Source organism: Nocardia grenadensis, assembly GCF_050942415.1.
In the GTDB taxonomy this organism is placed as follows: domain Bacteria; phylum Actinomycetota; class Actinomycetes; order Mycobacteriales; family Mycobacteriaceae; genus Nocardia; species Nocardia grenadensis.
This window is the reverse complement of sequence record NZ_CP192054.1, coordinates 5,570,282-5,594,731: the sequence shown is the minus strand read 5'-3', so window position 1 is coordinate 5,594,731 and position 24,450 is coordinate 5,570,282. Positions and strand designations below refer to the sequence as shown.

The window sequence follows — 24,450 nt, the reverse complement described above, 5'->3', positions numbered from 1 at the left end:
GGACATCGGGAAGGGCTGGATGCGCTCTGTTGAGGATCAGCAGATCAAGGTGACCGCCGCGGCCGTCGCGCCGCGGCCCGTGCGGGTCGCGATCTCCGAGGCCCAGGGCCTGCTGTGCGCCGAGGACGTGGTGACCGAGCGGCCGCTGCCCGGTTTCGATCAGGCCGCCATCGACGGCTACGCCGTACGCAGTGTGGATGTGACGTCCGCCGGGGCCGATATCCGTGACGAGGACGGCGAACTGGTCGATCTGACGCTGCCGGTGGTCGGGGAGGTGCTCGCCGGCTCCCGGCAGCCGATCCGGTTGCAGCCCCGGCAGACGGTCCGGGTCGCGACCGGTGCGCCGCTGCCCACCCTCGCCGACGCGGTGCTGCCGCTCGACTTCACCGACGGCGGGCGGGGACGGCTCAAGGTCTACGAACCGGTGCGGTCGGGCGACTATGTACGCCGTGCCGGTGACGATGTGCAGCCCGGGGATGTCGCGGTGCACGCCGGTACGATCATCGGTCCCGCGCAGGTGGGTCTGCTGGCCGCGGTGGGCCAGGACAAGGTGCTGGTCCATCCGCGGCCGCGATTGTCGGTGATCTCCATCGGCGAGGAACTGGTCGATATCGATCGGGCGCCCGGGCCCGGACAGGTCTACGACGTGAATTCCTACGCCCTGGCCGCCGCGGCCCGTGATGCCGGCGCGGATGTGAACCGGGTCGGCATCGTCGATGCCGACCCCCGCCGGCTCCGGGATGTGGTCGAGGGTCAGCTGGTGCGCGCGGAGGTGGTGGTGATCGCCGGCGCGGTCGGCGGGTGGGCCTCCGATCAGGTGTGTGAGGCGCTGGAGGGGCTCGGTGAACTGGAGATCGCCCGGGTGGCGATGCATCCGGGTTCGGTTCAGGGGTTCGGCCGTCTGGGCCGCGACGAGGTGCCCACCTTTCTGCTGCCGTCCAATCCGGTGGGTGCCCTGGTGGTTTTCGAGGTGATGGTACGACCGCTGATTCGGATCGCGCTGGGAAGGCGGCAGCCGATGCGCCGGATCGTCCGCGCGCGGACCATAACTCCCATCCAGTCGATGGCGGGCCGCAAGGGTTATCTGCGTGCCCAGTTGATGCGGGACGAGGCCACCGGTGAGTACCTGGTGCAGCCGCTCGGCAACAGTGCCGGGGCGTCGTCACACCTGTTGGCCGCCATGTCGGAGGCCAACAGTCTCATCGTGGTCGAACCCGACGACACCGAAATTCGCACCGGTGACAAGGTTCGGGTCGCGTTTCTGGCGCAGCGCGGCTAGAAAGTGGAGTCCATGAACGTTTTCCGGGCCACCCAGCACCCCGGGTGGCCCGCGCACCTCGGTCCGGTGCGAGTGTCCGCCGGAGAGGTGACGTTGCGTCCCGTGCGATTGCGCGACGCGGCGGCGTGGAGCCGGATCAGGTTGCGGGACCACAACCATCTGGAACCGTGGGAGCCCACCGGGCGCGGGACCTGGGACGCGCGCAACCACGCCTCGAACTGGCCGCCGCTGTGGTCGAGCCTGAAGGCGGAGGCGCGCCGCGGCGCGATGATCCCGCTGGTGATCGAGGTCGACGGCGCGTTCAGCGGGCAGCTGACGGTCGGCAATATCGTGCGCGGCGCGCTGCGTTCGGCGTGGATCGGGTACTGGGTCGCCAAGGACCTCGGCGGGCAGGGGGTCGCGACCGCGGCATTGGCGCTGGGACTCGATCACTGTTTCGGTCCGGTGGGCCTGCACCGGGTGGAGGCGACCGTGCGACCGGAGAATCTGGCGAGCCAGGCGGTACTGCGCAATGTGGGCTTCCGTGAAGAAGGGCTGCTGCGTAGGTATCTCGATGTGGACGGGGCCTGGCGCGATCATCTGCTGGTCGGGATAACGGTGGAGGAGCTGTCCGGACGGGTGGTCGATCGGCTGGCGCGGGAAGGACGGTTGACGCTGCGGTGACATGCCGCCGGAAACCGGCCTGCCCGGACCCGGCTTTGGTGGAAATGTGACTCATGTGGCGGAAGTGCACGGCGCGCCTGCCGTATTGCGTCCCTACTCGGAATTAACCTACGGACGTCGGTGGTGCGTCCTGTGCCACCGGTGGAGAGCTCGTACCACGATCTGCGAGACGTACCCGCGGGGAAGGACTCCGGCGCCGGGACGCACACGGTTCATGGCAGCGGCTCGGACGACGACCAGGCGGGACGGAGGTGCTGACGACGATGCCGAATTCGATCCTGTGGATCGGGCTGGTCGTGCTGTGGGTCTTCGTCCTGTTTCCTATCCTTGCCGACCGGCATCCCAGAATTCGCCGGACCACCGACACGGCCCTGGCCACGCGGGTACTGCATCGTGGAGATTCCAAACGGCGTAAGGGAAGTGGGCATGCCCGCAAGAAGCGGACCACGCGGCCTTACCGAAAGCGTCACCACGCCAATGATGCGGAGGATCCGATGAGCACATCGGCCGAGGAGAACGGTACCGCGGCTGACGAGGAGCAAGCGGACGAGGCCGTCGGCGACCGGCCCGGGGGTGCCGAACCCGAATCCGGTGCGGACGGTACCGTGCACGACACCGAAACCGGCGAGACCTGGGACGACGACGAATCCGGACGCGACGAGGAGCGGGGTTCGGCCGAGCTCCCCGAGCCCAACGTTCCCGCGCGTATCCCCCCGGTGCGGGCGACGATGCGAGCGCCGGACCCCGAACTCGAGTACGACGAGGAGTTCGTGCCGACCCGCCGCGGACGCGGTGGTTACGATCCCGAAGCCGACGCCATAGCCCGGGCCGCGCGCTATACCTTCCGGCAGCGCGCCGTGGTCGCCCTCGTGCTCGGTGCCGTGCTGTGCGGCGGCCTCGCGGTCGCCGTCGCACCCATATTCTGGTGGGGTTGCGGTGGTGCCGTGCTGTCTCTGGGGACCTATCTGGGTTATCTGCGCAAACAGGTCCGGATCGAACAGGAGATCCGCCGGCGGCGTAGTGCCCGGCTGGCCGGCCGGGGCCAGGAAACGGCCGGGCACGGACCCGCGGATGCCGGGACGGCGTCGCCGCGCGGCGCGCGGCCCGGAATGGACCGGGATACCGCCCGCGCGCTGCGTCGTCGTGCCCATCTGCTCGAACCCGATGACGAAGATCCGGCGTTCGACCATCTGGACGCCTACGACGCGTCCGTCGCCCGCACCGTGCGCAACCGGGCGACCGGCGGTGATATCCGTCGGGCCGCGGGTGCGTGACCGGTAGCGGATCCTGTCGCGCGGAAACCCGCAGAGTAGAGAAAAAACCCCAGTTCAGAGCGTCGATTCGGATTCCGGTGGCCCTGTTTGCTAGAGTGGCACAGCGCGGTTCACCGAACCGCACGGGGCTATAGCGCAGTTGGTAGCGCGTCTCGTTCGCATCGAGAAGGTCAGGGGTTCGATTCCCCTTAGCTCCACCACGACCGTGCAGGTCCTGGTCACGATGGCACTTCTAACGAGCAGCCATCAACGGCCTTCATCAACACCTGCACGTTTTTTGCGTCTCGGGGGCGCGTTCGGAAGGTCATGAGAAGGCTCGAACAGAGTCGAGAAGATGTCCAGCGCGCGAGTCTGTACCCGAAAGGACGGCGGCGCCTGTACCCAGATCCTGTTCCGGGAGTTCGACCCGGGGCGGCGGGCCCGGAGAAGCCAGCATCAACAAGCGCCTTCCCGGATGGACGCTCACTCGCTCGGGCGGGACGCGGAGCCGATCTGCTGCTCCAGTCGCTACTCGACGGCGAGGGGACGCCGTACAGGTCGGTCGCACACGCTGCGGCGGACCCTACGGCCCCTCATACCCTGCGAGGGGCCGTAGCCGTGTCCTCAGCAGCTTCCAGCGGACCCGCTGTGCCCATGCCCGCGGCCATGCCCCCGACCACCACGGTGGATGGGGTCGCCCTGGTTGATCGTGGTCTGATCAGTGGACGTGGTGGTCTGTTCGGCGGGCTGGAGTACCAGCGGGGCGGCGAACACGGGAGCTGCCAGGACCGCGGCCGGTGCAAGTACGAGCGAGGCCGAAACTGCGACGCGTACCAGTGTGCGGCCAAGGCTCTTATCAGAAATCATCGGTACTTCCTTGCTCGATTGCATAGGGACGGCCGGCGACCGCCCTTGTCTCGGTTCGGGATTCGCGCCCGGGTGTACGAGCTGGGGATCCCATTCGGGGGGTTCCACCGTAGCGTTGCGTCGGCACACTTCCCCGGGCTGGGATTTGCCGCTTATGCCCCTCACGCCCCCTTCGTGAGGGGCCGCAGCCGTGTTCGGGCCATGGCCCATGTCACCTCTGGCCCCGCCTATGGTGGCTGCAGTGGGCCCTTCCGGCCGGCCGTGAGCGGCGCACGGTCTGTCGTGATGCCCCGCACGGAATCGGAGTGGCATCGACCAAGGCGCAGGTTGTCGGTCACAACGGGCACGATGTCAAGCACACCAGTTCGGCGTCGGTCGGCTTCTCGGGCCTGCCCGGACGCCGATGGCGCGTCGCCACGACACGGTCATCGACAAGCACATAGTGCCGCCAGGAGGGTGTCGAGGTCGTCCGTCACAAGTTGCCCTCGATACCCTCCGTCGCATCCGAACTCGAGTTTCCACGCCGACAGAGTCGGGAATCGCTCATCCAGGGTGCAGTCGAGCGAGATATACGTTTCTCTTTATCTTCCCTGTTCAGGCTTTATCTCCGGATTCTGGTCCCGTAAGGCCCGGTTGTTCACTGCTGGTGTCGAACACGTCGGGAGTCCGCACGGTCGGGTGGTCGGCCGGGAGTGCTGCTCGCCGATTCGCCAGCAGGTTCTTTCCCCGGCCGTGGTGGGAGTCACCGCGTACGGGCGGGCCGGCTCATGGCCAGTGCGACAGTGCGCAGGCCCAGCACGCATACAGCAGCCCCGACAGCGACGTTGGACCAGATCATCCCGGCCGTGGTACCGACACCGGAGACGATCCACGGGGAAACGATCAGCCAGACACCGAGCAGCGGGGCGACGAACGCGATGCCGTGGGTGCGTCCGTATGCGGATCCGTACGCCAATGCCAGCACGGCGATCGCGATACCGCAGATCAGATTGCTTATCGTCAGCGACGTCTGGCCGGCGAAGCCGACGATCCACGCCGAGGCCGCCGCATATAGGCCGGACAGCATCAGCAGACCGTCGGCGACCTGGACGGGGGCTTGTCCGCCTGCATGGTCGTAGCGCTCGCGGAGTGCGACGATATCCGGATGGGTCTCGAGCGAGGTATGCGTTGATGCCGACATGGCGCTCATCTCCTCAGCGGGCTCTCCCCGCGGCGGGTGGGTTCAGTGGATGGAAAGAGCTCGGAATGCGGACGGCTTCCGGCACGTACCGCGCGCTGGCGGACTCCGGCGAGTGCCTCGGCCGGTCGGCGCGAGGACGGATCATCGAGCCGACGCCCCCGGTTGACATGGTGTGCCTCCCACGAAGGGAACGAGAACAAGGGATAACGTTTCGATTGGACTCGTTCACCACTGCACGGCAGTAGGGCCTACGGTCCTTCCTGCGAGGACGACAGTCCTCGGGCCCGACGCCACGGCCGGGCGGTTCCTGTCCGGGGTACTTCTTCGCCGGGCGAGACGGCGCGTGCGTGCGGAAATCGGGCCGTCCGGACGGTCGTCCGGTGCCGAGACGGGAGTGACCGGATTCCTTCGTGCGGTCGTGGTCGGTCCGCCGCAGTCCGCGGCCGCGGGAGCTGTCGATTGCTTTCGCGGACACATCGATCCGGTGCGAGATCGAGTGCCGCACGGGCTCGAACCGGCAAGCGCAATAGCGCATTTCGTACATCCTCTGAGTTATGTTGATCAGCTATTGTCGTCGACTGAACAAAACATGTCCGATACGCGGTATGACCGAATCGAGAGCCGATCATGTTTGAACAGAGTGTGATGGTGCCGGGTGACGTTCATGCGAGGACGGCCGCAGCCCCGGCCTCCCCGAACCTGCCCACGGCGACCCAGTTGCTGTGCAGTTTCCAGGGCACCCGGTTCGAGGACCACGACATACTCCGTACCGCCCGGGCTCTGGCATTACTGCACGGCCATCGGATGACTCTGCGGGACGCGCGTTCGGTGGCCGAGGTGGACGACCGCCGCCGGGAACTGGTCGAGGACATCGACGACTGGATCGTCGCATGGTCGGCGCCTCGTGACGGTGACGTACTGATCCACACCGAAACGCTGGGCGCCGTGATCGACCGTATGGCCTGGCGTTGGGTGGATGCCAACCAGGCTGTCGAGATCGACGGCGCCCGGGAGCGTCAGGCGCGCAAACGCTGGCACCGGCTGGCCGAGATGATCGACGGGTACACGGAACTGATCACCGAGCTACTCCGGGGCAGGCGGCGGCTACCCGGCCGGCCGTGAGGCCCGCCCGCGGTGCTGCCCGGCGGCGCGAGCGATCCGGCTCGGCCACACCACCGGCATCAGCGGTCCAGCACCGCGAGCATCCCCGAGGCGGCCCGCCGGCCAGGTGAACTGCTCGGCCCGCCGCCGGGCCGCGCCACGCCGCTGCGCGGCCGGGCGGGCCAGTACATCGGTGACCGCGTGCGCGAACGCCGCCGGATCGTCGGCGGCGACGGCGCCGCAGTCGGTGAGCGGCTACGGAGCGGGCATACCGCGGCCCACTCGCGGCAGGTCCAGATTCAGCGGGATCCGCCCGAGGGCCAGGTGTTCGCCGACCTCGTCGGCGGGCAGCGGGCGCGCGATGAGAAAACCCTGGGCCCGGTAGCAGCCCAGACCGACCAGTGTGCGGGCCGCGACCGGGGTCTCGACCCCCTCGCCCACCACTCCGAGGCCGAACGATCCGGCCAGACCGATGATCGATTTCACGATGGCCAGATCGTCGGTACTGGCTCCCAGACGCTGGACGAAGCCGCGGTCGATCTTCACCGCGTCCACCGGCAGCGCCTTGAGATGGGAGAGCGAGGAGTAGCCGGTGCCGAAATCGTCGATGGCGATCTGGACACCCATCCGTTTGAGCCCACGCAGCGTGACCTGGGTGCGGGCCAGATCCTGGACCACCACGTGCTCGGTGATCTCCAGGCAGATCGAACTCCCGTCGATGCCGAAATGCCGGAGAATGTCCTCGATACGTTCCACGAAATCCAGGCTCACCAGCTGCACCGGTGACACATTTATCCGCATGACCATATTCGTCGCCAGACCCTGCCGCCGCCACTGCGCGAACTGCGCACAGGCGGTACGCAGCACCCAGCGACCCAGCTCGCCGGCGAGGTTGGTGGCCTCGGCCACCGTCACGAACGCGCCGGGCGGGAGTAGGCCGCGGGTCGGATGCATCCAGCGGACCAGCGCCTCCATCGCCACGATCCGGCCGGTGCGCAGATCCACCTCGGGTTGGTAGTGCAGGATCAGCGATCCGTCGGCCACCGCGCTGCGCAGGTTCAGTTCCACATCGTCCTGCAGTTCGAACTGGGCCCGCATGGCATCGGTGAACAGGGCCACCCCGTTGCCGCCGCCGGATTTGGCCGAGAGCAGCGCGTGGTCGGCGCGCCGCATGATATCGGCGACGGTGGTTTCCCCGGGGATACCGACGGCCACCCCGACGCTGGCACCCCGGCTCACCGACTCACCGCCCACAGTGACCCGGCGGCTGATCAATTCCTGGACCCGCGTCGCCTCGTATTCGGCGGCGACGGTATCCATGGGTTTGGCGGGCACGATCACGAACTCGTCGCCGCCGAGGCGGGCGATCATATCGTTGGGGTCCAGATTGTCCCGTAGCCGCTCGGACAAGGTCCGGATGAACTTGTCCCCGGCGGTGTGGCCGAGGAAGTCGTTGAGGGCCTTGAGTCGGTCCAGATCGAGGAAGAAGGCCGCGACCGGGCCGGGACTGCCCGGTTGCAGCCGCTGCTCCATATGTTCCAGCAGTGCGCGGCGGTTCGCCAGACCGGTCAGGTCATCGTGCAGGGCGATGAAACGGAGCTTCTCCTCGGCTTCCACCCGGGCCTGCAACTGCGCGAACAGGGTGGCGATCGCTTTGAGCACGTTCAACTCCCGGGTACTCCAGTCGCGGTCGCCGACTTTGACGAAACCGAGCAGGCCGGTCGCCCGGCCGCGGGATACCAGCGGTACCGCCGCGGAGCTGATGTCGCCGAGCCCGGACGCGGAATGGATGGTCTGCTGGTAGTCGGCGGCGCTGGCCGGGATGAGGAATGGTTCGGTGGCGTGCTCGAGCGATTTGAAAACCGAATCCGCCTGATCGAAATATACGATCTTGAGCGGATCCGGTTCGGGCACGTCCTGGCGCGGTGGCCACTCGGCCACCAGCACCGTGGATCGGTTCTCGGGATCGTTGTGCCGCAGGTAGCTGAAGTCGACGTCGAAATAGTCGATCAGCATGGCCAGCACCTGCTCGGTCGCCGACACCATGGTCGCCGAGTCGACGCCCATCAGCTCCGCGGCGACTTCGGTCACCAGCGAGTCGAGTGTCCGCCGAGGCACCTGATCTCCGATCACAACTATCTTCGGCTGTCCGCGCCCGGTGCCGGGCGCCGTCGGCTCCGCACGCTGGCAGCTGCCGCGTAACTCAGGCGTAGTACCAGCGCCACGCTGTCCTGTTCCGGCACTTCCAGTATTTCCAGGAAACGACCCTGAAGTGTGGACAGTCTATCCGCGTATGCCGGGGACAGCGCATCCAGTTCGGTACGGGATCGAGAAAAGAGGAAAACGGGGGACATCGGCTGGACGGCCAGACCGGACCGCTGCGCCTGGATCCACAGCCGCTGTACCGCGGCCCCGGCGCGGGCGTAACCGGTCAATGCCCCGGGCAAGGCGCCGGGATCGGGAGTGAAGGTCAGGGCGACGACGGCCGAGCTCGAGCGCACCCTGTCCCGGGCGTAGTCGCCCAGTGCCGCGCCCGCCGACCAGTCGTGCAATTGGGCCATCACATCGGCGCGTCGCCCGATCTGCAGGGCAACCCGCTCATCGGGCGCCAGTTCGAGCGACCGGGTGTCGATACCGTCGGTCAGGTCCTCGCCGGGCCAGCGCATCTCCGCGAACATCTCGCGGTGCAGCAGCGGCGTGAGGTAGCGGATGCGGTCCGATTCGGCCAGGACGGCGGCCAGCGCACGGATCCCCGGCGAATCGGCGACGGCCCGCATCCGTGCGCCTTCGGCCGCCGCGGCCGCGGCCAGCCCGGCCAGGACGCCGGCCGGGATCTGCCCGCCGTAGCCGAGCCGGCGATTGGTCTCCCGGGCGAGTGCGTAGGGATAGTCCGCCGCCAGCGCCGGGTCGGTGTCGGCGCCGTGCCGTAGTACCGCGGTGAGCGGGGAGTCCGGTTCGGTGCCTTCGAGGTATTCGCAGGGACCCAGTACGTCGTAGGCGGCGGCCGCGGCCCGGGCGTTGTAGAGGGCCGCTCCCAGGGCCACCGCGCTGCCCCGATAGCCGATATCCATGGCGGTGGTGTAGCGGGTGTCGAGCGTGATCCGCAGCTCCTGCGGCGCGGTGCGCAGTGACCACGGCTGGATGTTGCCGCCGGAGGGCGCACGCTGGGCGCAGACCAGGATGCGGTCGACGGTGCTGCCGGCCGGGTCGTCGGGGTCGGTGTCGGCGGGATATCGCTCGGTGTCGATATCCGGGTCGGCCAGCGCGTCGAGTGCCTGCTCCACATCGACCCGGGTACGGCCCGACCGTAGCGGCCGGCCCAGCCCGATCCGGCGGATCGCCGTCGCGACACTGGCCGCGCCGAGTACCACATCGCCGCTGAGTTGCGGCCAGCTGTTGAGGGTTTCACCGACCTCCACGAGACTGCCGGCCATCCGGGCCGACAGGTCGCGCGCGCCGAGCAGGCCGACGACGTAGGGCGCTTTGTCGCGGGTGGACAGGCCGCGCAGTTGTTCGGCCCCGGTATCGCCGAGCAGACCGTGGAACGGGGCCCGGTCCGGTTCCAGGTCGAAACGTTCCACATCGAGCAGACCGCGGTCACTGGTCTCCATGATCAGCGGTAACCGGCGGCGCCGGGCCGCTTCCCGGATGAGTAGTTTGATATCCAGGGAATCGCATTCCTCCACAACGATTCCCAAACCGTCGACGAAATCGTCCGCGGTTTCGGCGTCCACGCCGCCGCCGCGCACTTCCACGGGCAGGTACGGATCGAGTTCGGCGATCCGCCGGGCCGTGACGATCGCCTTGTTCACCGCGATATCGAACAGCGTGGCGGGTACCCGGTTGAGATTGGACAGTTCGAGTTCGTCGAAATCGGCGAGCCGAAGCCCACCGCATACGCCCTCCTGCGCCAGGGTGTAGGCGATGGCGTGACCGACGCTCTGGCCCACCACCCCGACCGCCACGGTGCTCAACCGGTCCTGTTCGGCCCGGGTCAGCTTGTTGCGGTTGCGGTCCAGGCGGATCGCGCGGAAGGTCCGCGGTCCCGGCAGGACGAGCACGCTGCGCCGCCACGGGTAGTAGATCCAGCGGTCGTCGGCGGCGCTCTCCCCGGTGTCCGGGGGATCGTTGAGCCGACCGAACTCCGCGGCCAGCAGGCCGCGCAGATCGATGAACTCGGTATGCGGGGTGGCGCGCAGCCCCGCGAGGGCGCGTTCGTCGTCGGGATCGCTCGGGTCCAGGATCAGCGGCCGGTATTCCACCCCGAGATCTGCCTCACCGACCATATGCGCAGCATTCCTCCCCGCCGTGCCCGAACAGTCGGTTCGACCGCCGTGACCTAGGCTCAGCTAATCCCATAGCGCGAAGTTCACCACGCATCAGCAGATACTGCAACTTGTCAGCAAATACGTGGTAGGTCCGGGTGTCCCACCATATGGGCAGGGTGCGATAGCGCTCGTCGGGATACGGCACCGGCAGGATCGACTGGGCCACCACTGCGCCGCTGGCGCGGTGCCGTTCGGTGGTGAAGGAGGCGACCGTGGCGAAGCCGTACCGGGCGTTGAGCAGGCGCGGCGCGTGGGCCATGCAGCGGGAGATCGCCGCGGCCAGCTCATTGCGCCGGGGCGCGTCCCGGGCGACCCAGACCGCCCGGGATTCCACCACTCCGCGCGGGATGCGCCGGGCCATCATCAGGCCCAGTTCGGCCGCGCCCGCCCGGCCCGCCCACGGAGTGAGCGAGCCGACCTCGGATACCCAGCTGTAGGGGCCTTGGACGCGTAGTCCGCCGACCACGTCGCCGCGGACGTCGGTGGCGGCGAAGAACAGGGCCGTCGAGGACCCGTCCAGTACGCCGTCGTAATCCAGGGCGGCTTCGTTGCCGAAGTGGCGGTACGCTTCCCGCGCTCCCGCCAGATATCGGCGCCACAGGCCGGGGGAGAGATGTGGGGTGGTTACGCAGAGGGCGTATCCGGATACGTTGTCGCGAAATCTCACAGTGCGGCCGCGGCTCGGGTCTTCCTGGCCGACTGCGATCGTTTCGACAGTCATGCAGTTCCTAATCTTTCGCCGCACGACGCGAGGGCCGTGCGGGATTCGTTGTCCAGCAGCCCGACCGACGCCCCGGCTCGTCGGCGTGCCCAGTGCAGTATCCGTCATCGGAAGACAATTGACCAGAACTCTGGTTAATCTTCCGGAAACCGGCTCGGTGTGCGATCGTTATCGCAGGTCAATCGCAATGAAGTCGACACGCGCCGTTACCATCAGACCGGTTGGTACCGAGTTGGTTACCGGCAGGCAACGATCTGTTCCGCCCCGAGGTCAGGGTGTGATGGAGATGAACAGCTCCACCGATTCCGAACCGTGCCAGATCTCGATCTCCTCGCGGTAGGCGCGGGTGATCTCCGCCGACGCGGTCGCGTCGTCGACCTGGGCCCAAACGTCCTCGACCGGGTCGTGGTAGTCGCCGTTGGGTACGAACCGGGCGTACACCCCCCGTGGCACCCGGACCAGCACATCGCCGACCGGGGCCAGACCCGGGTCGGTGTACTCGAAACACACCAGCGCGTTGTAGGTTCCGGTCGGTGTCCGGACGTACACGGTGTACATGGGCCGCTGTCCGTCGGGCGAGCCGGCGGCGTCCAGTCGCTCCCGCACCCGGTCCTTGAGGAACTCGATGAGCTCGCTGTTGCTGACCTTGAAACTGGGCCGGACCTTCGGGAAGACGAGTCCGGCGTACACGGATTCGCCGCGCACCACGATCGTGTGGGTCATCGGGCCTCGACCGCCAGATACAGATCGATCTTGTAGGCGTGCGGGTAGAACTCGAAATCACCGGAGAAGGTCCGGTTGATCTGGTGGTGTTCCTCGGCGTAGGCGATCTGTGTCCACAGGCTGGTCATGATCTGGGGAAAGTTACCCACCGAGGAGAATTTCGCATAGGTGCCGCGCGGCAGCCGGGCGACCAGATGACCACGGGTGACCTCGTCGAACGAACTGCACCGATATCCCACGATCTGGGTGTTGTAGGTGCCCAGCTCCGTCGAGTAATCCGTGTACGCCGTGGCGAGGGGGCCGCCCAGCTCGTGATGTAGTACCGACGCCCAGGCGCCTTCGAGGTCGCGGTCGTACAACTCACCGAGCGCACGCTTGGGGCTGCGTACCGGAAGTCCGGCCACCCACGTCTCGTCCCGCTCGACGAATTCAAACTGCATGGAACGACTCTTTCGAGATGTGTCCTGGTCGGCAAGCCGACCGAATGGTCGGCTGGATCCGCCATGCTATCAACCGACGGCGATGCCGGCCGGTTGCCCGCGCCGGGCGCCGCCGCCCGGGCCCGCGCTCGCGGCGCGGCGGGATCGACGGAGTTCCCACGGCCCGATCCGGAACCCACTATCATGGGACGAAATTTCTCCGGACGCCGAGGCCGGGCAATTCGAGAGTAATCGACCCTGTTCCCGAATTCCGTTTACTTTGAATTGAATTCGACATTCTACCCCCTTCTCAGGGGTGGGAATTTTTCCAGGTATTGTTTCGTAATTCACCGCGGTGGGTCCGATCCGCCACTGCCAGTTCAGCTGAATTTCATTCGGCGTCGATACCAATGCCAATATGATCGGCAGACCAGACCGGCGGGCCGTGCCCGCACCCGGCGAGCGCGCGAAACGCGCAGACCAGTAGCCGGATCCTACGGTTATGGGCCTGTGGGGTGAGCGCGGGAGCAGCGCACCACGGACGGCAGCCGGATGGGGACGCCGACTTCTCTGGTGTTTCGCCGGCCTCTTCGTGCTGACCGTACTGCCGGGGACGCTCGGGGCGGTGGCCGTCGCGCAGGACGGTGCGACCGGGTCGAGCCGGATGGACGGGGTGGCCTGGATGAATATCCGGGACTCCTTCGGTGTGCCGCTCGCCGATTACACCTATGTCAGTGACAAAGGCGGGCTGCTCGACCCGGGCGGCACGGTCGTGTGGACGATCGTCGGCCTGGAGTTCGCCGGTTACATGATCATCGTGACCACCGCCATCTGGTTCATCGGCTTCGCGCTGAGCTTCGCCTGGCTGGACTTCTTCGCCGATGCGCTGCGCGGTACCGCCGGCGCGCTGGTCGCCCAGCTCGCCACGCCCGCCGTCCTGATCACCGCGGCGACGATCGGCGCCTTCTTCGTGGCGTGGTTCATCGTGCGGGGTTTCCACGCCCGCGCGGCGATCCAGACGGTGACGATGCTCGCGGTGGCGGTGCTGGGCCCGCTGTTCCTGGCCGACCCGCTGGCGGCCGCACTGGGATCCGACGGAGTACTCGCCCGGGGCCGTGACGTCGGCTTGGCGGTCGCGTCGGGGCTCAACGGGTCCATGAACCGGAATCCGGATCTGGCCGTGAGCACCCTGCAGGGCGATATGGCCGATAATTTCGCGCGTCGTCCGGTGCAGGTGTGGAACTTCGGTCATATCGTGGACAACCGATCCGCGTGTGCCGCGGCGTGGTCCTCGGGCGTCAGCGCGGGGGACAGCCACCGCGCCCAGCGCGCACTGGAAGCCTGCGGGGACACCGCGGCGGCCGCGGCCGCCGCCCACCCGAGCGTGGGGCAGATCGGCACCGGTCTGCTGCTATTGGTCTCGGCGGCCGTACTGCTGTTGTTCGCGGTGGTGCTGTCCTATCGGTTGATGCGGGCCGCGCTGGACGCGATCATGCAGGGGTTCATGGCGGTCTTCGGATTCGCCGCGGGCGGTTTCGTCTTCGGGCCCAGTCAGACGTTCCTGGTGCGCAACCTGGTGAATACGGGTGTCGCCGCGGCCCGGATGTGCGCCTACACCGTCTTCATCGGCGTGTACCTGCTGTTCCTCGGCAATCTGTTCCAGCAGGCGCACGGACAGGTGCTCGCGGTCATTGTCATCACGGCGGTCGTGGAAATCGTGGCGATCCTGCAGTTCGGCCGGCTGGGTAAGGGGCTGACCCGCGGTTCGAACTGGATGACCAACCGGGTCGCGCTCACGATCCAGGGCGCGCGCGGTGGCTCGGGTGGTACCGCGCTCGGTATGGGCGGCGGCGGGAAGAGTTCCGGGGGCGGTTCGAGTGCCAGCGCGATCGCGAGTCTCGCCGCGCTGAATACCGTCAACTCCTCGCCGCTCACGGCCTGGTCCGCGGGGCGCACGGTCAACCCGCTCAGTCCGCTGGCGCGGGGCAAGATGCGCAGCGACCGGGTGAGCGTGGCCACCGCGGCGAGCCGGTTGGAAGGGCACGAATGGGCATCGATGGCCCGGCAGAACTGGCGGCTGCTGGCGCGGCGGGAAGCCGACGCGTGGGGCGGGATCCAAACCGAGCTCGGACTCGCGCGCGCGATCAAATACCTCGACAACAACCGCGTGCCCTATAGCCACATGTCTGCCGTGCTGCTGGACGCGGGTGCCACCCACGGTGCTGTGAACCAGGCGCTGCGCGCCCGTTCGGTCCGGGACGAGACCAGATCGCGTAATCCGTACGGTTTCGCCCCCCTGCAGAAGGCGGTCGCCTCCGGCAACGCGGTGACGAACCATGCGGGCACCGACGCCCAGGCGGCGTTCGCGGCCCAGGCGGTGGCCGACGCCGACAGCCTGGCCCGGCACACCCTGGCACCGGACCCCGCCGCGCAGCTCGACCACGGCTTCATCGCACGAGTCGAGCAGCACTGGGATTCCGACCGGGCATTGCGGGCCAATATCGCCCCGGAAGAATGGAACTCGGTCGGCCGTGCCACCAGGACCGCCATCGCTCATCGGCTGGCCACCGATCACTATGCGATCGCGCGGACGTTCAGTGACCACCCGACGCACGCGAATCACGAGGCTCTGCTGACCTCGGTCAAGCGTCTCGCCAATCTCGACCACACGGTTCCCGAGTTCGGTTTGGACCCCTGGGACCTGTGAATTGCGGTCGGCGTCGGGCCGTGCTCGTACCCGACTGGGCGGGCGGTGAATCCTCGGGGCTCAGCGCAGCACGGTCGCCAACCAGTTCGCGGTGAGGTCGAGCACCTCGGCGCCGCCGCGGTCGCTGAGATGGATGCCGTCGACGAAGAGGTCCGAGCCGCGGCTGCGCGCGATCTGATCCCAGCTGCGCCCGAACAGGTAGTGCTGCGCAGCCGCGGTGAAGGCCAGGGTGAAGCCGAAGTCGTAGCGCGCGCTCGGAACGCCGTGTCGCCGGACGAGGCCGGCGATCCGTTCGTGCAGGGGCAGATAGTCGGCGCCGGTACGAGTGGCCGTTTCGGCGATGACCCGGTTGTATCCGGTCAGCCGGCGGTTGATCTCGTCCTCGAGGTCGTCGCCGAGCGGGGGGAGTGACATCAGCGCCACCCGCGCCGTGCCCGCGTTGGTGATGCGGTCCACGATCGCGGTGAGGTTGTCGCGGTAGGTGTCCAGGGCGATATCGTCGCGGACGTCGTTGGTGCCCACCAGGACGATGACCGCGTCCGGCCGGCAGGCCAGGACGTCGGTGTCGAGCCGGTCCCGCAGATCCGCGCTGGTGTTCCCGTTGACCCCGGCGTTGACGATCCGGTGATCACCGAACTCCGCGCGTTTCCGGAGCGCGCCCACCCAGTCGGCGCCGAGGGTGCCGCGGGTCGTACTGGCCCCCGCCGCCACGACAACGGGCCGGTCGTCACCCGGCTTTCCGTCGGCGCAGGCCTGTCCCGGAGAGTCGGCGGCGGACCGTACGAAGGTCAGGTAGCCGGCTGTGCCGACGGTACCGACAACGGCCGCGAGTGTGACGGCGAGCGCGACCAGCAGTCTGCTGCGGGTGATCCGTGGTCGCATCAGTCCATCGGGCCGATCGAGCGCCCGGTGGCGGTGGGCTCGGCCGGTGCGGTGCGGGCGGCCGATCCGCGTGCCGGGGCCGTCGCGCCTGGACCGGTGACCGCCGGGCCGATCGCGTCCGGGTCCTTCGCGTCGCCGGTGCGCACGTCGAGTCCGGGATGCTCCGCGCCGGCCGGGTCCGCCGGATCCCGAACGATCGCCCGGACGTCACGCCCGGCAACGAGAGCCTGCTGTATCAGATGTCCACCGGTGCCACCCGTGGTACCGAAGATACCGAGACGCATTGCTGAACCTCCAGGAAAATCGTGGTTGGTAATCACTAACATCCTCCGTCTCGGCGCCGACGCTCCGCGGTCCGTCCGGCACCGTTTCCACCGTGCCCGCGCGCGCCCGGGTCGGTAAGCTGCTGCCGACAGCGCAGTCGGACGATCGGGAGTAGCAGCATGGGGCGGGTCGACCGCAGGAAATCGGTGCAGAACGCGAAAACGCTGATCACCGGCGCGGCCAGCGGTATCGGCCGGGCGACCGCGCTGGCCTCGGCCGCTCGCGGGGCGCAGTTGGTGCTTACCGATATCGATGCCGCCGGGCTGGCCGATACCGTCGCCGAGATCGAGCGGTCCGGCGGCACCGTGCTCATCGCCCAGGCGTTCGATATCTCGGACTACGACGCCGTGGCCGAATTCGCGGCGGCCGTGCACGAGCGATTCGGCAGCCTCGATGTAGTGATGAACGTGGCCGGGACCTCGGTCTGGGGCACGGTCGACAGTCTCGAGATCCGGCACTGGCGGCGGATGATCGATATCAATCTGCTGGGCCCGATCAATGTGATCGAGCGGTTCGTGCCGCCGATGGTGCGTGCCGGTCAGGGCGGCGCGCTGGTGAACGTATCGTCGGCGGCCGGTTTGCTGGCGCTGCCGTGGCACGCCGCCTACAGCGCCGGCAAATACGGGCTGCGCGGCCTGTCCGAGGTGTTGCGCTTCGAACTGGCCGAGCACGGGATCTCGGTGCACGTGGTGACCCCGGGCGCGGTCGCCACCCCGCTGGTGCGCTCTTTCGACCTGGTCGGCGTGGACAAGGAGCACCCGCGGGTCCAGCGGGTCACCTCGCTGTTCACCCGGCACGCCGTGGCGCCGGAGAAGGTCGCCGCGGTGATCCTGAAGGGCATCGAACGCAACCGGTTCCTGGTGTACAGCTCGTTCGATATCCGGTTCGGATACTGGTGGAAGCGGAAGTTCGCCTTCCCCTACGAACTGCTGATGCGGCAGGCCAATCTGCAGTTCAGCACGCTGAAGCAGTCGGTGAATCGGGATCGGCCAGCGGGGAACACAACGAGTCCGGACTCTCCGGCACCGCACTGAGCGCATCGTCGCAGCCGGACTCCGGGCAGTTCAGATGCACATCCAGCACGCGCGCGCCCGGGCCCTCGGCGCCGAGGCGGTCGTACTCGTTCACCAGTTTGCAGCTCCCCAGGGACAGGCAGCCGCAGCCGATGCATCCGGTCAGATTGTCGCGCAGCCGGACCAGTTGGGTTATCCGCTCGTCCAAGTCCTCGCGCCAGGCGGTGGACAGCGTCTCCCAGTCGCGGCGGGTGGGCGTGCGACCTTCCGGCAAACGGTCCAGGGCGGCCCGGATATCGCTCAGTGGGATGCCGACCCGTTGCGAGATCCGGATGAACGCCACCCGGCGCAGCGTCTCACGGGTGTAGCGCCGCTGATTCCCGCTGGTCCGGCGGCTGGAGATCAAGCCTTCGCGTTCGTAGAAATGCAACGCGGACACGGCTACTCCGCTACGCTCGGAAAGCTGGCCGGGGGTCAGCTCTCTGGTCTTCCAATCCGCTGTCGGCATCGATACTCCTCCTTTATCTGAACAATACTTCAGGTTGCTGGAGGCCGGGGCGGAATCGGGGCAACTACCCCGCGAACGGGTGGGCGTCGCCGTGCCCACACCGCGATCGCGCATTAATGTCGGGACATGGGACCAGATGCCGTACCCGATCCGACATCCGTCCGTGACGAGAACCGGCCTCCCGCCGTCGGCTACGGGGTGACCAGCGAAGTCGGTGCGTTGCGCGCGGTACTGCTGCACCGCCCCGGTGACGAGTTGCGCCGCCTCACCCCGCGCAACAACGACCAGTTGCTGTTCGACGGAATCCCCTGGGTGGAACGCGCGCAGCAGGAGCACGACATCTTCGCCCAGGTGCTGCGTGACCGCGGAGTCGAGGTCGCGCTGCTGGCCGATGTGCTCACCGAAACGCTCGAGGTGAGCGGTGCCGCCCGTATCCAGGGCATCTCCGCCGCCGTACACGCCCGCCGTCTCGGGCACGCCCTCGCCGCCGAACTGGCCGGCCACCTGCGCGGGGTCCCGGCCGCCGACCTGGCCCGAATCCTTATGGCCGGTATGACCTTCGACGAACTACCCTTCGCCGCCGACAACACCTCACTCGTCCGCCGGATGCACCACGGCGGCGATTTCGTCATCGATCCGCTGCCGAACCTGCTGTTCACCCGAGACTCCTCGTTCTGGGTCGGCCCCAAGGTCGCCATCACCGCCCTGGCCCTTCCGGCCCGTGCCCGGGAAACCTCCCTCACCGATCTGATCTACGCCTTCCATCCGCGTTTCCTCGGCGTACGCCGGGCCTACGAATCGCATACCGCGCCCATCGAAGGGGGCGATGTGCTGCTGCTGGCACCCGGAGTGGTCGCGGTCGGCGTCGGCGAACGAACCTCACCGGCCGGTGCGGAAGCTCTGGCACGCAGCCTGTTCGACGACCGCCTCGCGCATACGGTGCTGGTGGTGCCGATCGCGCAGAACCGCGCCACCATGCACCTGGACACCGTGTGCACCATGGTCGATACCGACGCCGTGGTGATGTATCCGGGAGTTCGCGAAACCCTCACCACCTACACGATCAACCGCGACGACACCTCCGGCGACTGTATCGTCACCGGCCCCGAACCCTTCCTGCCCGCCGCGGCGGCAGCTATGGGGATCGACAAACTCCGCGTAATCGACACCGGACTCGACGGAGTCACCGCCGAACGCGAACAGTGGGATGACGGGAACAACACCCTCGCACTGGGCCCCGGCGTCGTCGTCGCCTATGAACGCAACGAAATGACCAATGCGCGGCTGGAGGATGCCGGTATCGAAGTGCTGCGCATTCCCGGCTCGGAACTGGGCTCGGGTCGCGGCGGGCCGCGCTGCCTGTCCTGCCCGCTTGCCCGCGATCCGGTATGAAATCCGGCCGGATGCGGTAAGAACGAGCCATGCTCGAGATCACGGTGTCCCACGATTCGGGCGTCCCGCCGTACGAACAATTGCGGCTCGCCGTCATCGCCCGGGTCCGCGCGGGTGAACTGGCCGCGGGCACCAAGATCCCCACGGTGCGGGCCCTGGCGGCCCAGCTCGGCCTCGCCCCCAACACGGTGGCCCGCGCCTACCGTGAACTGGAACAGGACGGAGTCCTGGAAACCCGTGGCCGGCTGGGCTCGTTCATCGCCTCCTCCGGCGACCCCACCGCCGACGCGGCGGGGCGGGCGGCCTCGGAGTACGTGGCGACCACCCGGCGGCTGGGGTTGGACGGGGAGGCGGCGATCCACTACGTGAGGGTCGCGCTGGGGAGCTGAGAACTATCATCTCCAGCTCGGTAGCCACAGGTGGTCTTGCCAGTTGTTCGCTGTTATGGGGAGGCCGGTGAGGATGGGCCAGAGCCAGATGAAGTTCGCTATCACGAGGGCCAGGTAAAGGCAGATCACCAGGAGGCTCAGGCTGTGGCGTTCACTGGGCCGGGCGGGTAGGAACTCGCCGCCGGATCCCCGCGCGGCCGGGCGCCCGGTGGTGCCGAGTATGTCGCCCAGCACCAGCGCTACCGCCATCACCAGGAACGGGGCCAGGGTGACCGCGTAGAAGTAGTACATCTGGCGGTCGAGGGTCAGGAACCAGGGCAGCAGGGCGGCGCCGTAGGCGGTGAGCACGGCCGCGTACCGCCAGTCCCGGCGCACGATCCAGCGCCAGATACCCCACGCGAGTACGGGAAGCGACACCCACCACAGGGCGGGCGTACCGACCAGCATGACGGCTTTCACGCATTCGGTCTGCCCGCAGCCGGTGACCCCGTCGTCGGCGTAGTAGTACAGCATCGGCCGCAACCCCATCGGCCAGGTCCACGGTTTGGATTCCCACGGGTGATGGTTGCCGGCGGAATTGGTGAGCTCGGAATGGAACCCGAGAGTGCGGGAGTGGAAGTACCACAGCGAACGCATGGCGTCGGGCACCAGATGCGACCAGAATCCACCGGTGCCGATCCCGTCCTCGGGCGCCGACGGATTACCCGCCATATAGCGGTAGACGGCGGTCTCGCTCCGGAACCAGGCGGCATAGCTCGCCAGGTACATACCCAGCGGGATCAGCACCAGCGAGTACAGCGCGGGGCCGAGATCGCGGACGGCGGTGCCGTACAGCGGTTTGCCGACACCGTAGGTGCGGCGCGCGAACAGGTCGAACAGGATGCTCAGCAACCCGAACGCGGCGATGAAATACAACCCGGACCATTTGGTGCCGCAGGCCAGACCCAGCAGGACTCCCGCGCCGAACCGCCACCACCGCACACCCAGGCGCGGGCCCCACGGCGTCTCGCCGATCCGTCCCTCGGCGTCGGCGCGGGCCAGCCGGGCCCGCACCTGGTCCCGGTCGACGATCAGGCATCCGAATGCGGCGGTGGCGAATACGGTGATGAAGATGTCGAGCATCCCGATCCGGGACGAGACGAAGGTGGTCCCGTCCGCGATCAGCAGGATTCCGGCCAAGGCACCCAGCATCGTGGAGCGTGTCATTCGCCGCACTATCCGGATGACCAGCAGGACCAGCACGGTACCGGCCAGCGCGGCGGAGAACCGCCACCCCCAGCCGTTGTAGCCGAACAGCGCCTCGCCGATCGCGATCATCTGTTTGCCGACCGGCGGATGCACCACCAGCCCGTAACCGGGATTGTCCTCGATACCGCCGGTGAGGAACTGCCAGCCCTGCGGGGCGTAATGCTTCTCGTCGAAGACCGGCGTCCCCGCGTCGGTCGGATAGTTGAGCATGGTGAAGCGGGTGATGGCCGCGATCACCGTCAGGAACAGGCTGACCACCCAGCCGCGCGCGGTATCGGTGGGACCGAAATCCGGTGTCGGCCGCAGTGGGGCCGGGCTCGACCAGGCGCGCTGCGGCCGCCAGGCCGCGGGGCGGCGCGGTTCGGTCAGCTGAGTCACGGGTGTGAGCTTATGTGCTGTGCTCATTGGCGCCGCCTTCGGCGTCGCGGGGTCGAGGCCCCCGAAGGTCCCGCCGTTCAGCGCCCGAGACTCGCGCTTCGCGCATGCACTTCGGGCGCTGAACGGCGGGACGGGCCTCGACCCTTTCATGGCCTCGTAAGACTCGGCACCGAGAGGGCGCTGCTGTTCGTGAAGACGATCGGATGCCAGGTCGGCGGGGTGGTCGAGTTGGCATCCGTTTCGAACGAGTCGGCATCGGATCCGGCTGTCGAATGCTGACGCAACCCGTATGTGCCGAGTGTTGCGAGACGCCTCAACCCCGCGGCGCCGGAGGCGCCGTCAATAAACACAGACCTTTACGAGCAAGCCCGCATCCCCACCTTTACGAGCAGGCTCACGCACGCCCTGACCTTCGGTGTCACGGGTCAGGGGGAGCCCCCCTCCGCCCCACCTGCCGATCCGGACATCGAATGGCGACGTAACCTATCTGCGTCGAGGCTTGCGAGACACCTCAGAGGTCGAGACCAAGGGGGCCTCGACCCCGCGACGCCGAAGGCGGCGCCAAAAGATAGGAGCGTGGTGACCACGGGTGGGCTGATCTTGGCGGCGACACCGCTGGGGGCGATCGGGGATGCGTCGCTGCGCCTGCGGGAGGCGCTCGGTAGCGCCGATATCGTGGCGGCGGAGGACACCCGGCGGACCCGGTCGCTGGCGGACGCGCTCGGAGTGGAGATCCGGGGCCGGGTGGTCAGTTTCTACGATCATGTCGAGGAGGCGCGGGTACCGGCGCTGCTGACCGAGATCGCGGACGGCCGGAGCGTTCTGCTGGTGACCGATGCCGGGATGCCGTCGGTGAGCGACCCCGGCTACCGGCTGGTGGCGGCCTGTGCCGAACGCGGCCTACCGGTGACCTGTCTGCCGGGCCCCTCGGCAGTGACGACGGCGCTGGCACTCTCGGCGCTGCCGGTGGACCGGTTCTGTTTCGACGGTTTCGCACCCCGGAAGCCGGGCCGGCGCAAGGAGTGGCTGGGCACGCTGGTGGGGGAGAAACGGGCGTGTGTCTTCTTCGAGGCGCCGCACCGGCTGGCGGATTGCCTGGCCGACGCGGTCGAGGTGCTGGGTGGCGACCGCCGGGCCGCGGTGTGCCGGGAACTCACCAAGACCTATGAGGAGGTCGTGCGCGGCACGCTGGCCGAACTCGCCGAATGGGCGGTGGACGGGGCGCGCGGCGAGATCACCGTGGTGCTCGCGGGCGCCACGGCCACCGTGGTCGATCCGGAGGATCTGGTGGCGCAGGTGGAGGAACGCGCCGCGGCGGGGCTGCGTCTCAAGGACGCGAGTGCGGAGATCGCCGAGGTCGCCGGGGTCTCCCGGCGGGAACTCTACGATGCCGTACTGGCTGCCCGCCGCGCCGCGGTGGACTGAGCCGGCGCCGGAATGGTCAGTCCTCGGTTTTCGGCTCCACATAGCGCGGGAACACCGGTTCGGGCGCCGGGAGCGCGACACCGGGTACCAGCGGGGTGGCGAGCGCGGCGAAATCGCGGTCCTGCTGGGCGAGCAGGTCCAGGATCCGTGCGGCCGAGCCGGGCAGGACCGGCTGGACCAGGATCGCCACGATCCGGACCACCTCGAGGGTGACGTAGAGGACCGTCGCCATCCGGGCGAGGTCTGCCTCGGTACCGGATTTGCGCAGCGCCCACGGCGCCTGAGCGCTGAAGTACCGGTTGGTCTCGCCGAGGGTCAGCCAGATCTGTTCGAGCGCCAAATGCATCTGCTGGACGTCGAATTCGGCCCGGCAGCGTTCCAGTAGTCCGTTCGCGCGGTCGAGCAACGCCCGATCCTCGGCGGTGAACTCGCCCGGGGTGGGGACGGCCGCGTCGCAGTTCTTGGCGACCATGGTCAGGCTGCGCTGCACCAGGTTGCCGAATTCGTTGGCGAGGTCGGCATTGATCCGGGAGACGATCGCCTCGTGGCTGTAGCTGCCGTCCTGGCCGTAGGAGATCTCGCGCAGCAGGAAGAAGCGCACCGCGTCCAGGCCGTAGGCATCGACGAGGTCCAGCGGGTCGACCACATTGCCGACCGACTTCGACATCTTCTCGCCCTTGTTGTAGAGGAAGCCGTGCACGAAGACCCGGCGCGGCAGTTCGATCCCCGCCGACATCAGGAACGCCGGCCAGTACACGGTGTGGAAGCGGGTGATGTCTTTACCGATGATGTGCACGTCGGCGGGCCAGTACTTCCGGAACGCGGCCGACTCGGTATCGGGGAATCCGACACCGGTGAGGTAGTTGGTGAGCGCGTCCACCCACACGTACATCACATGGTCGGGGTGGTCGGGGACGGGCACACCCCAGTCGAAGGTGGTCCGGGAGATCGACAGGTCCTTGAGACCGGCCTTCACGTAACTGACGATCTCGTTGCGCCGGGTGGCCGGGGCGATGAACTCGGGGTGCTCGTCGTAGAGCGCGAGCAGTTTGTTCTGATAGGCCGAGAGCCGGAAGAAGAAGTTGGATTCCTCGGTCCAGGTGACCGGGGTTTTCGTCTCGGTGGAGATACGGCTGCCGTCGTCGAGCAGCGTGGTCTCCTCCTCGGTGTAGAACGCCTCGTCGCGCACCGAGTACCAGCCCGAATAGTTGTCGAGGTAGATATCGCCGTTGTCCAGCATCCGCTGCCAGATGGTGGCGCTGGCGAGCTGGTGGTCGGCGTCGGTGGTGCGGATGAACCGGTCGTAGGAGACGTCGAGGGTCTTGTCCATCGCCTCGAACACATCGGAGTTACGGGCGGCCAGCTCCTCCACCGGGGTGTTCTCGGCGGCGGCGGTCTGCTGCATCTTCTGACCGTGCTCGTCGGTTCCGGTCATGAAGAACACGTCGTACCCGTCGAGCCGCTTGAACCGGGCGAGTGCGTCCGAGGAGATGTACTCGTAGGCGTGCCCGATATGCGGCGCACCATTGGGGTACGCGATGGCCGTGGTGAGGTAGAAGGCGGGACGATCGACTGCGCTCATGGTGTGTCGATTTCATCATGCGGACCGCAGTGAAGCCGACTCGACTGCGTGTTCATGCCATCAGAGCG

At 67.8% G+C, this 24,450-nt stretch carries 20 protein-coding genes and 1 tRNA gene; 10 read left to right on the top strand and 11 right to left on the bottom strand.

Features of this window, described 5'->3' with window-relative positions:
* Window positions 1–19 precede the first annotated feature (19 nt).
* From glp to ACQPYS_RS25720, 4 genes are all read left to right on the top strand, one after another.
* On the top strand, window positions 20–1,279 hold the full coding sequence (glp, locus tag ACQPYS_RS25735; protein ID WP_063037011.1) for a molybdotransferase-like divisome protein Glp: 1,260 nt from the start codon (window positions 20–22) through the stop codon (window positions 1,277–1,279).
* Window positions 1,280–1,291: 12 nt separating this feature from the next.
* Window positions 1,292–1,942 carry a GNAT family N-acetyltransferase gene (locus ACQPYS_RS25730; RefSeq protein ID WP_063037497.1) on the top strand — a complete coding sequence of 217 codons (651 nt, stop codon included), beginning with the start codon at window positions 1,292–1,294 and terminating at the stop codon, window positions 1,940–1,942.
* A gap of 263 nt (window positions 1,943–2,205) precedes the next feature.
* Entirely contained in the window at window positions 2,206–3,216 is a 1,011-nt protein-coding gene (sepX, locus tag ACQPYS_RS25725; protein ID WP_063037498.1) for a divisome protein SepX/GlpR, read from the top strand.
* 124 nt (window positions 3,217–3,340) lie between these two features.
* Window positions 3,341–3,416, top strand: a tRNA-Ala gene (locus ACQPYS_RS25720).
* 1,388 nt (window positions 3,417–4,804) lie between these two features.
* On the opposite strand, the gene ACQPYS_RS25715 is transcribed toward ACQPYS_RS25720, so the two are convergent.
* The gene (locus ACQPYS_RS25715) at window positions 4,805–5,242 is read right to left on the bottom strand and encodes an SPW repeat protein (protein ID WP_433491056.1); all 438 of its coding nucleotides are present in this window, start codon (window positions 5,240–5,242) and stop codon (window positions 4,805–4,807) included.
* Between the two features lie 627 nt (window positions 5,243–5,869).
* Here ACQPYS_RS25715 and ACQPYS_RS25710 point away from each other — a divergent pair.
* Window positions 5,870–6,364, top strand: a complete 495-nt coding sequence (locus tag ACQPYS_RS25710; RefSeq protein WP_431940082.1) for a DUF4254 domain-containing protein — start codon at window positions 5,870–5,872, stop codon at window positions 6,362–6,364.
* 234 nt (window positions 6,365–6,598) lie between these two features.
* Here ACQPYS_RS25710 and ACQPYS_RS25705 read toward each other — a convergent pair whose 3' ends face one another.
* The 5 genes from ACQPYS_RS25705 to ACQPYS_RS25685 all read right to left on the bottom strand — a co-directional run bounded on the left by ACQPYS_RS25705 (window position 6,599) and on the right by ACQPYS_RS25685 (window position 12,555).
* On the bottom strand, window positions 6,599–8,461 hold the full coding sequence (locus tag ACQPYS_RS25705; RefSeq protein ID WP_431940083.1) for a bifunctional diguanylate cyclase/phosphodiesterase: 1,863 nt from the start codon (window positions 8,459–8,461) through the stop codon (window positions 6,599–6,601).
* A 17-nt stretch (window positions 8,462–8,478) separates the two neighbouring features.
* Entirely contained in the window at window positions 8,479–10,629 is a 2,151-nt protein-coding gene (locus ACQPYS_RS25700) for an Rv1355c family protein (protein ID WP_433491055.1), read from the bottom strand.
* On the bottom strand, window positions 10,619–11,392 hold the full coding sequence (locus tag ACQPYS_RS25695; RefSeq protein ID WP_433491054.1) for a hypothetical protein: 774 nt from the start codon (window positions 11,390–11,392) through the stop codon (window positions 10,619–10,621). Before ACQPYS_RS25695 ends, ACQPYS_RS25700 begins: the two co-directional genes overlap by 11 nt.
* Window positions 11,393–11,662: 270 nt before the next feature.
* Window positions 11,663–12,115 (bottom strand): effector binding domain-containing protein, encoded by a 453-nt coding sequence (locus ACQPYS_RS25690; protein ID WP_433491053.1) that lies wholly within the window; start codon window positions 12,113–12,115, stop codon window positions 11,663–11,665.
* Window positions 12,112–12,555, bottom strand: coding sequence for a GyrI-like domain-containing protein (locus ACQPYS_RS25685; RefSeq protein WP_030522317.1), 444 nt, complete (start codon window positions 12,553–12,555; stop codon window positions 12,112–12,114). Before ACQPYS_RS25685 ends, ACQPYS_RS25690 begins: the two co-directional genes overlap by 4 nt.
* Before the next feature lie 481 nt (window positions 12,556–13,036).
* Between ACQPYS_RS25685 and ACQPYS_RS25680 the strand changes: the two genes are divergently transcribed.
* Window positions 13,037–15,241, top strand: a complete 2,205-nt coding sequence (locus ACQPYS_RS25680; RefSeq protein ID WP_433491052.1) for a hypothetical protein — start codon at window positions 13,037–13,039, stop codon at window positions 15,239–15,241.
* A gap of 60 nt (window positions 15,242–15,301) precedes the next feature.
* Here the strand turns inward: ACQPYS_RS25680 and ACQPYS_RS25675 are convergent, their stop codons facing one another.
* The gene (locus ACQPYS_RS25675; RefSeq protein ID WP_433491051.1) at window positions 15,302–16,123 is read right to left on the bottom strand and encodes an SGNH/GDSL hydrolase family protein; all 822 of its coding nucleotides are present in this window, start codon (window positions 16,121–16,123) and stop codon (window positions 15,302–15,304) included.
* Window positions 16,123–16,407, bottom strand: a complete 285-nt coding sequence (locus ACQPYS_RS25670) for an NAD(P)H-binding protein (RefSeq protein ID WP_431940089.1) — start codon at window positions 16,405–16,407, stop codon at window positions 16,123–16,125. Before ACQPYS_RS25670 ends, ACQPYS_RS25675 begins: the two co-directional genes overlap by 1 nt.
* A gap of 159 nt (window positions 16,408–16,566) precedes the next feature.
* Between ACQPYS_RS25670 and ACQPYS_RS25665 the strand changes: the two genes are divergently transcribed.
* Window positions 16,567–17,481, top strand: coding sequence for an SDR family oxidoreductase (locus ACQPYS_RS25665; RefSeq protein WP_433491050.1), 915 nt, complete (start codon window positions 16,567–16,569; stop codon window positions 17,479–17,481).
* Here the strand turns inward: ACQPYS_RS25665 and soxR are convergent.
* Complete coding sequence (gene soxR / locus ACQPYS_RS25660; RefSeq protein WP_084481019.1) at window positions 17,402–17,968, bottom strand: redox-sensitive transcriptional activator SoxR; 567 nt, start codon at window positions 17,966–17,968, stop codon at window positions 17,402–17,404. The genes ACQPYS_RS25665 and soxR overlap by 80 nt on opposite strands.
* A gap of 126 nt (window positions 17,969–18,094) precedes the next feature.
* Here soxR and arcA point away from each other — a divergent pair, with 126 nt between their 5' ends.
* Both arcA and ACQPYS_RS25650 read left to right on the top strand, forming a co-directional pair.
* Complete coding sequence (gene arcA, locus ACQPYS_RS25655) at window positions 18,095–19,360, top strand: arginine deiminase (protein ID WP_433491049.1); 1,266 nt, start codon at window positions 18,095–18,097, stop codon at window positions 19,358–19,360.
* 29 nt (window positions 19,361–19,389) lie between these two features.
* Entirely contained in the window at window positions 19,390–19,749 is a 360-nt protein-coding gene (locus ACQPYS_RS25650; protein ID WP_063037025.1) for a GntR family transcriptional regulator, read from the top strand.
* Between the two features lie 6 nt (window positions 19,750–19,755).
* Here ACQPYS_RS25650 and ACQPYS_RS25645 read toward each other — a convergent pair whose 3' ends face one another.
* Window positions 19,756–21,402, bottom strand: coding sequence for a dolichyl-phosphate-mannose--protein mannosyltransferase (locus ACQPYS_RS25645; RefSeq protein WP_433491048.1), 1,647 nt, complete (start codon window positions 21,400–21,402; stop codon window positions 19,756–19,758).
* 552 nt (window positions 21,403–21,954) lie between these two features.
* On the opposite strand from ACQPYS_RS25645, the gene rsmI reads away from it, so the two are divergent.
* Window positions 21,955–22,800 carry a 16S rRNA (cytidine(1402)-2'-O)-methyltransferase gene (gene rsmI, locus ACQPYS_RS25640; protein ID WP_245664600.1) on the top strand — a complete coding sequence of 282 codons (846 nt, stop codon included), beginning with the start codon at window positions 21,955–21,957 and terminating at the stop codon, window positions 22,798–22,800.
* Window positions 22,801–22,816: 16 nt separating this feature from the next.
* Here rsmI and metG read toward each other — a convergent pair whose 3' ends face one another.
* On the bottom strand, window positions 22,817–24,382 hold the full coding sequence (metG, locus tag ACQPYS_RS25635; protein WP_433491047.1) for a methionine--tRNA ligase: 1,566 nt from the start codon (window positions 24,380–24,382) through the stop codon (window positions 22,817–22,819).
* Between the last annotated feature and the right edge of the window lie 68 nt (window positions 24,383–24,450).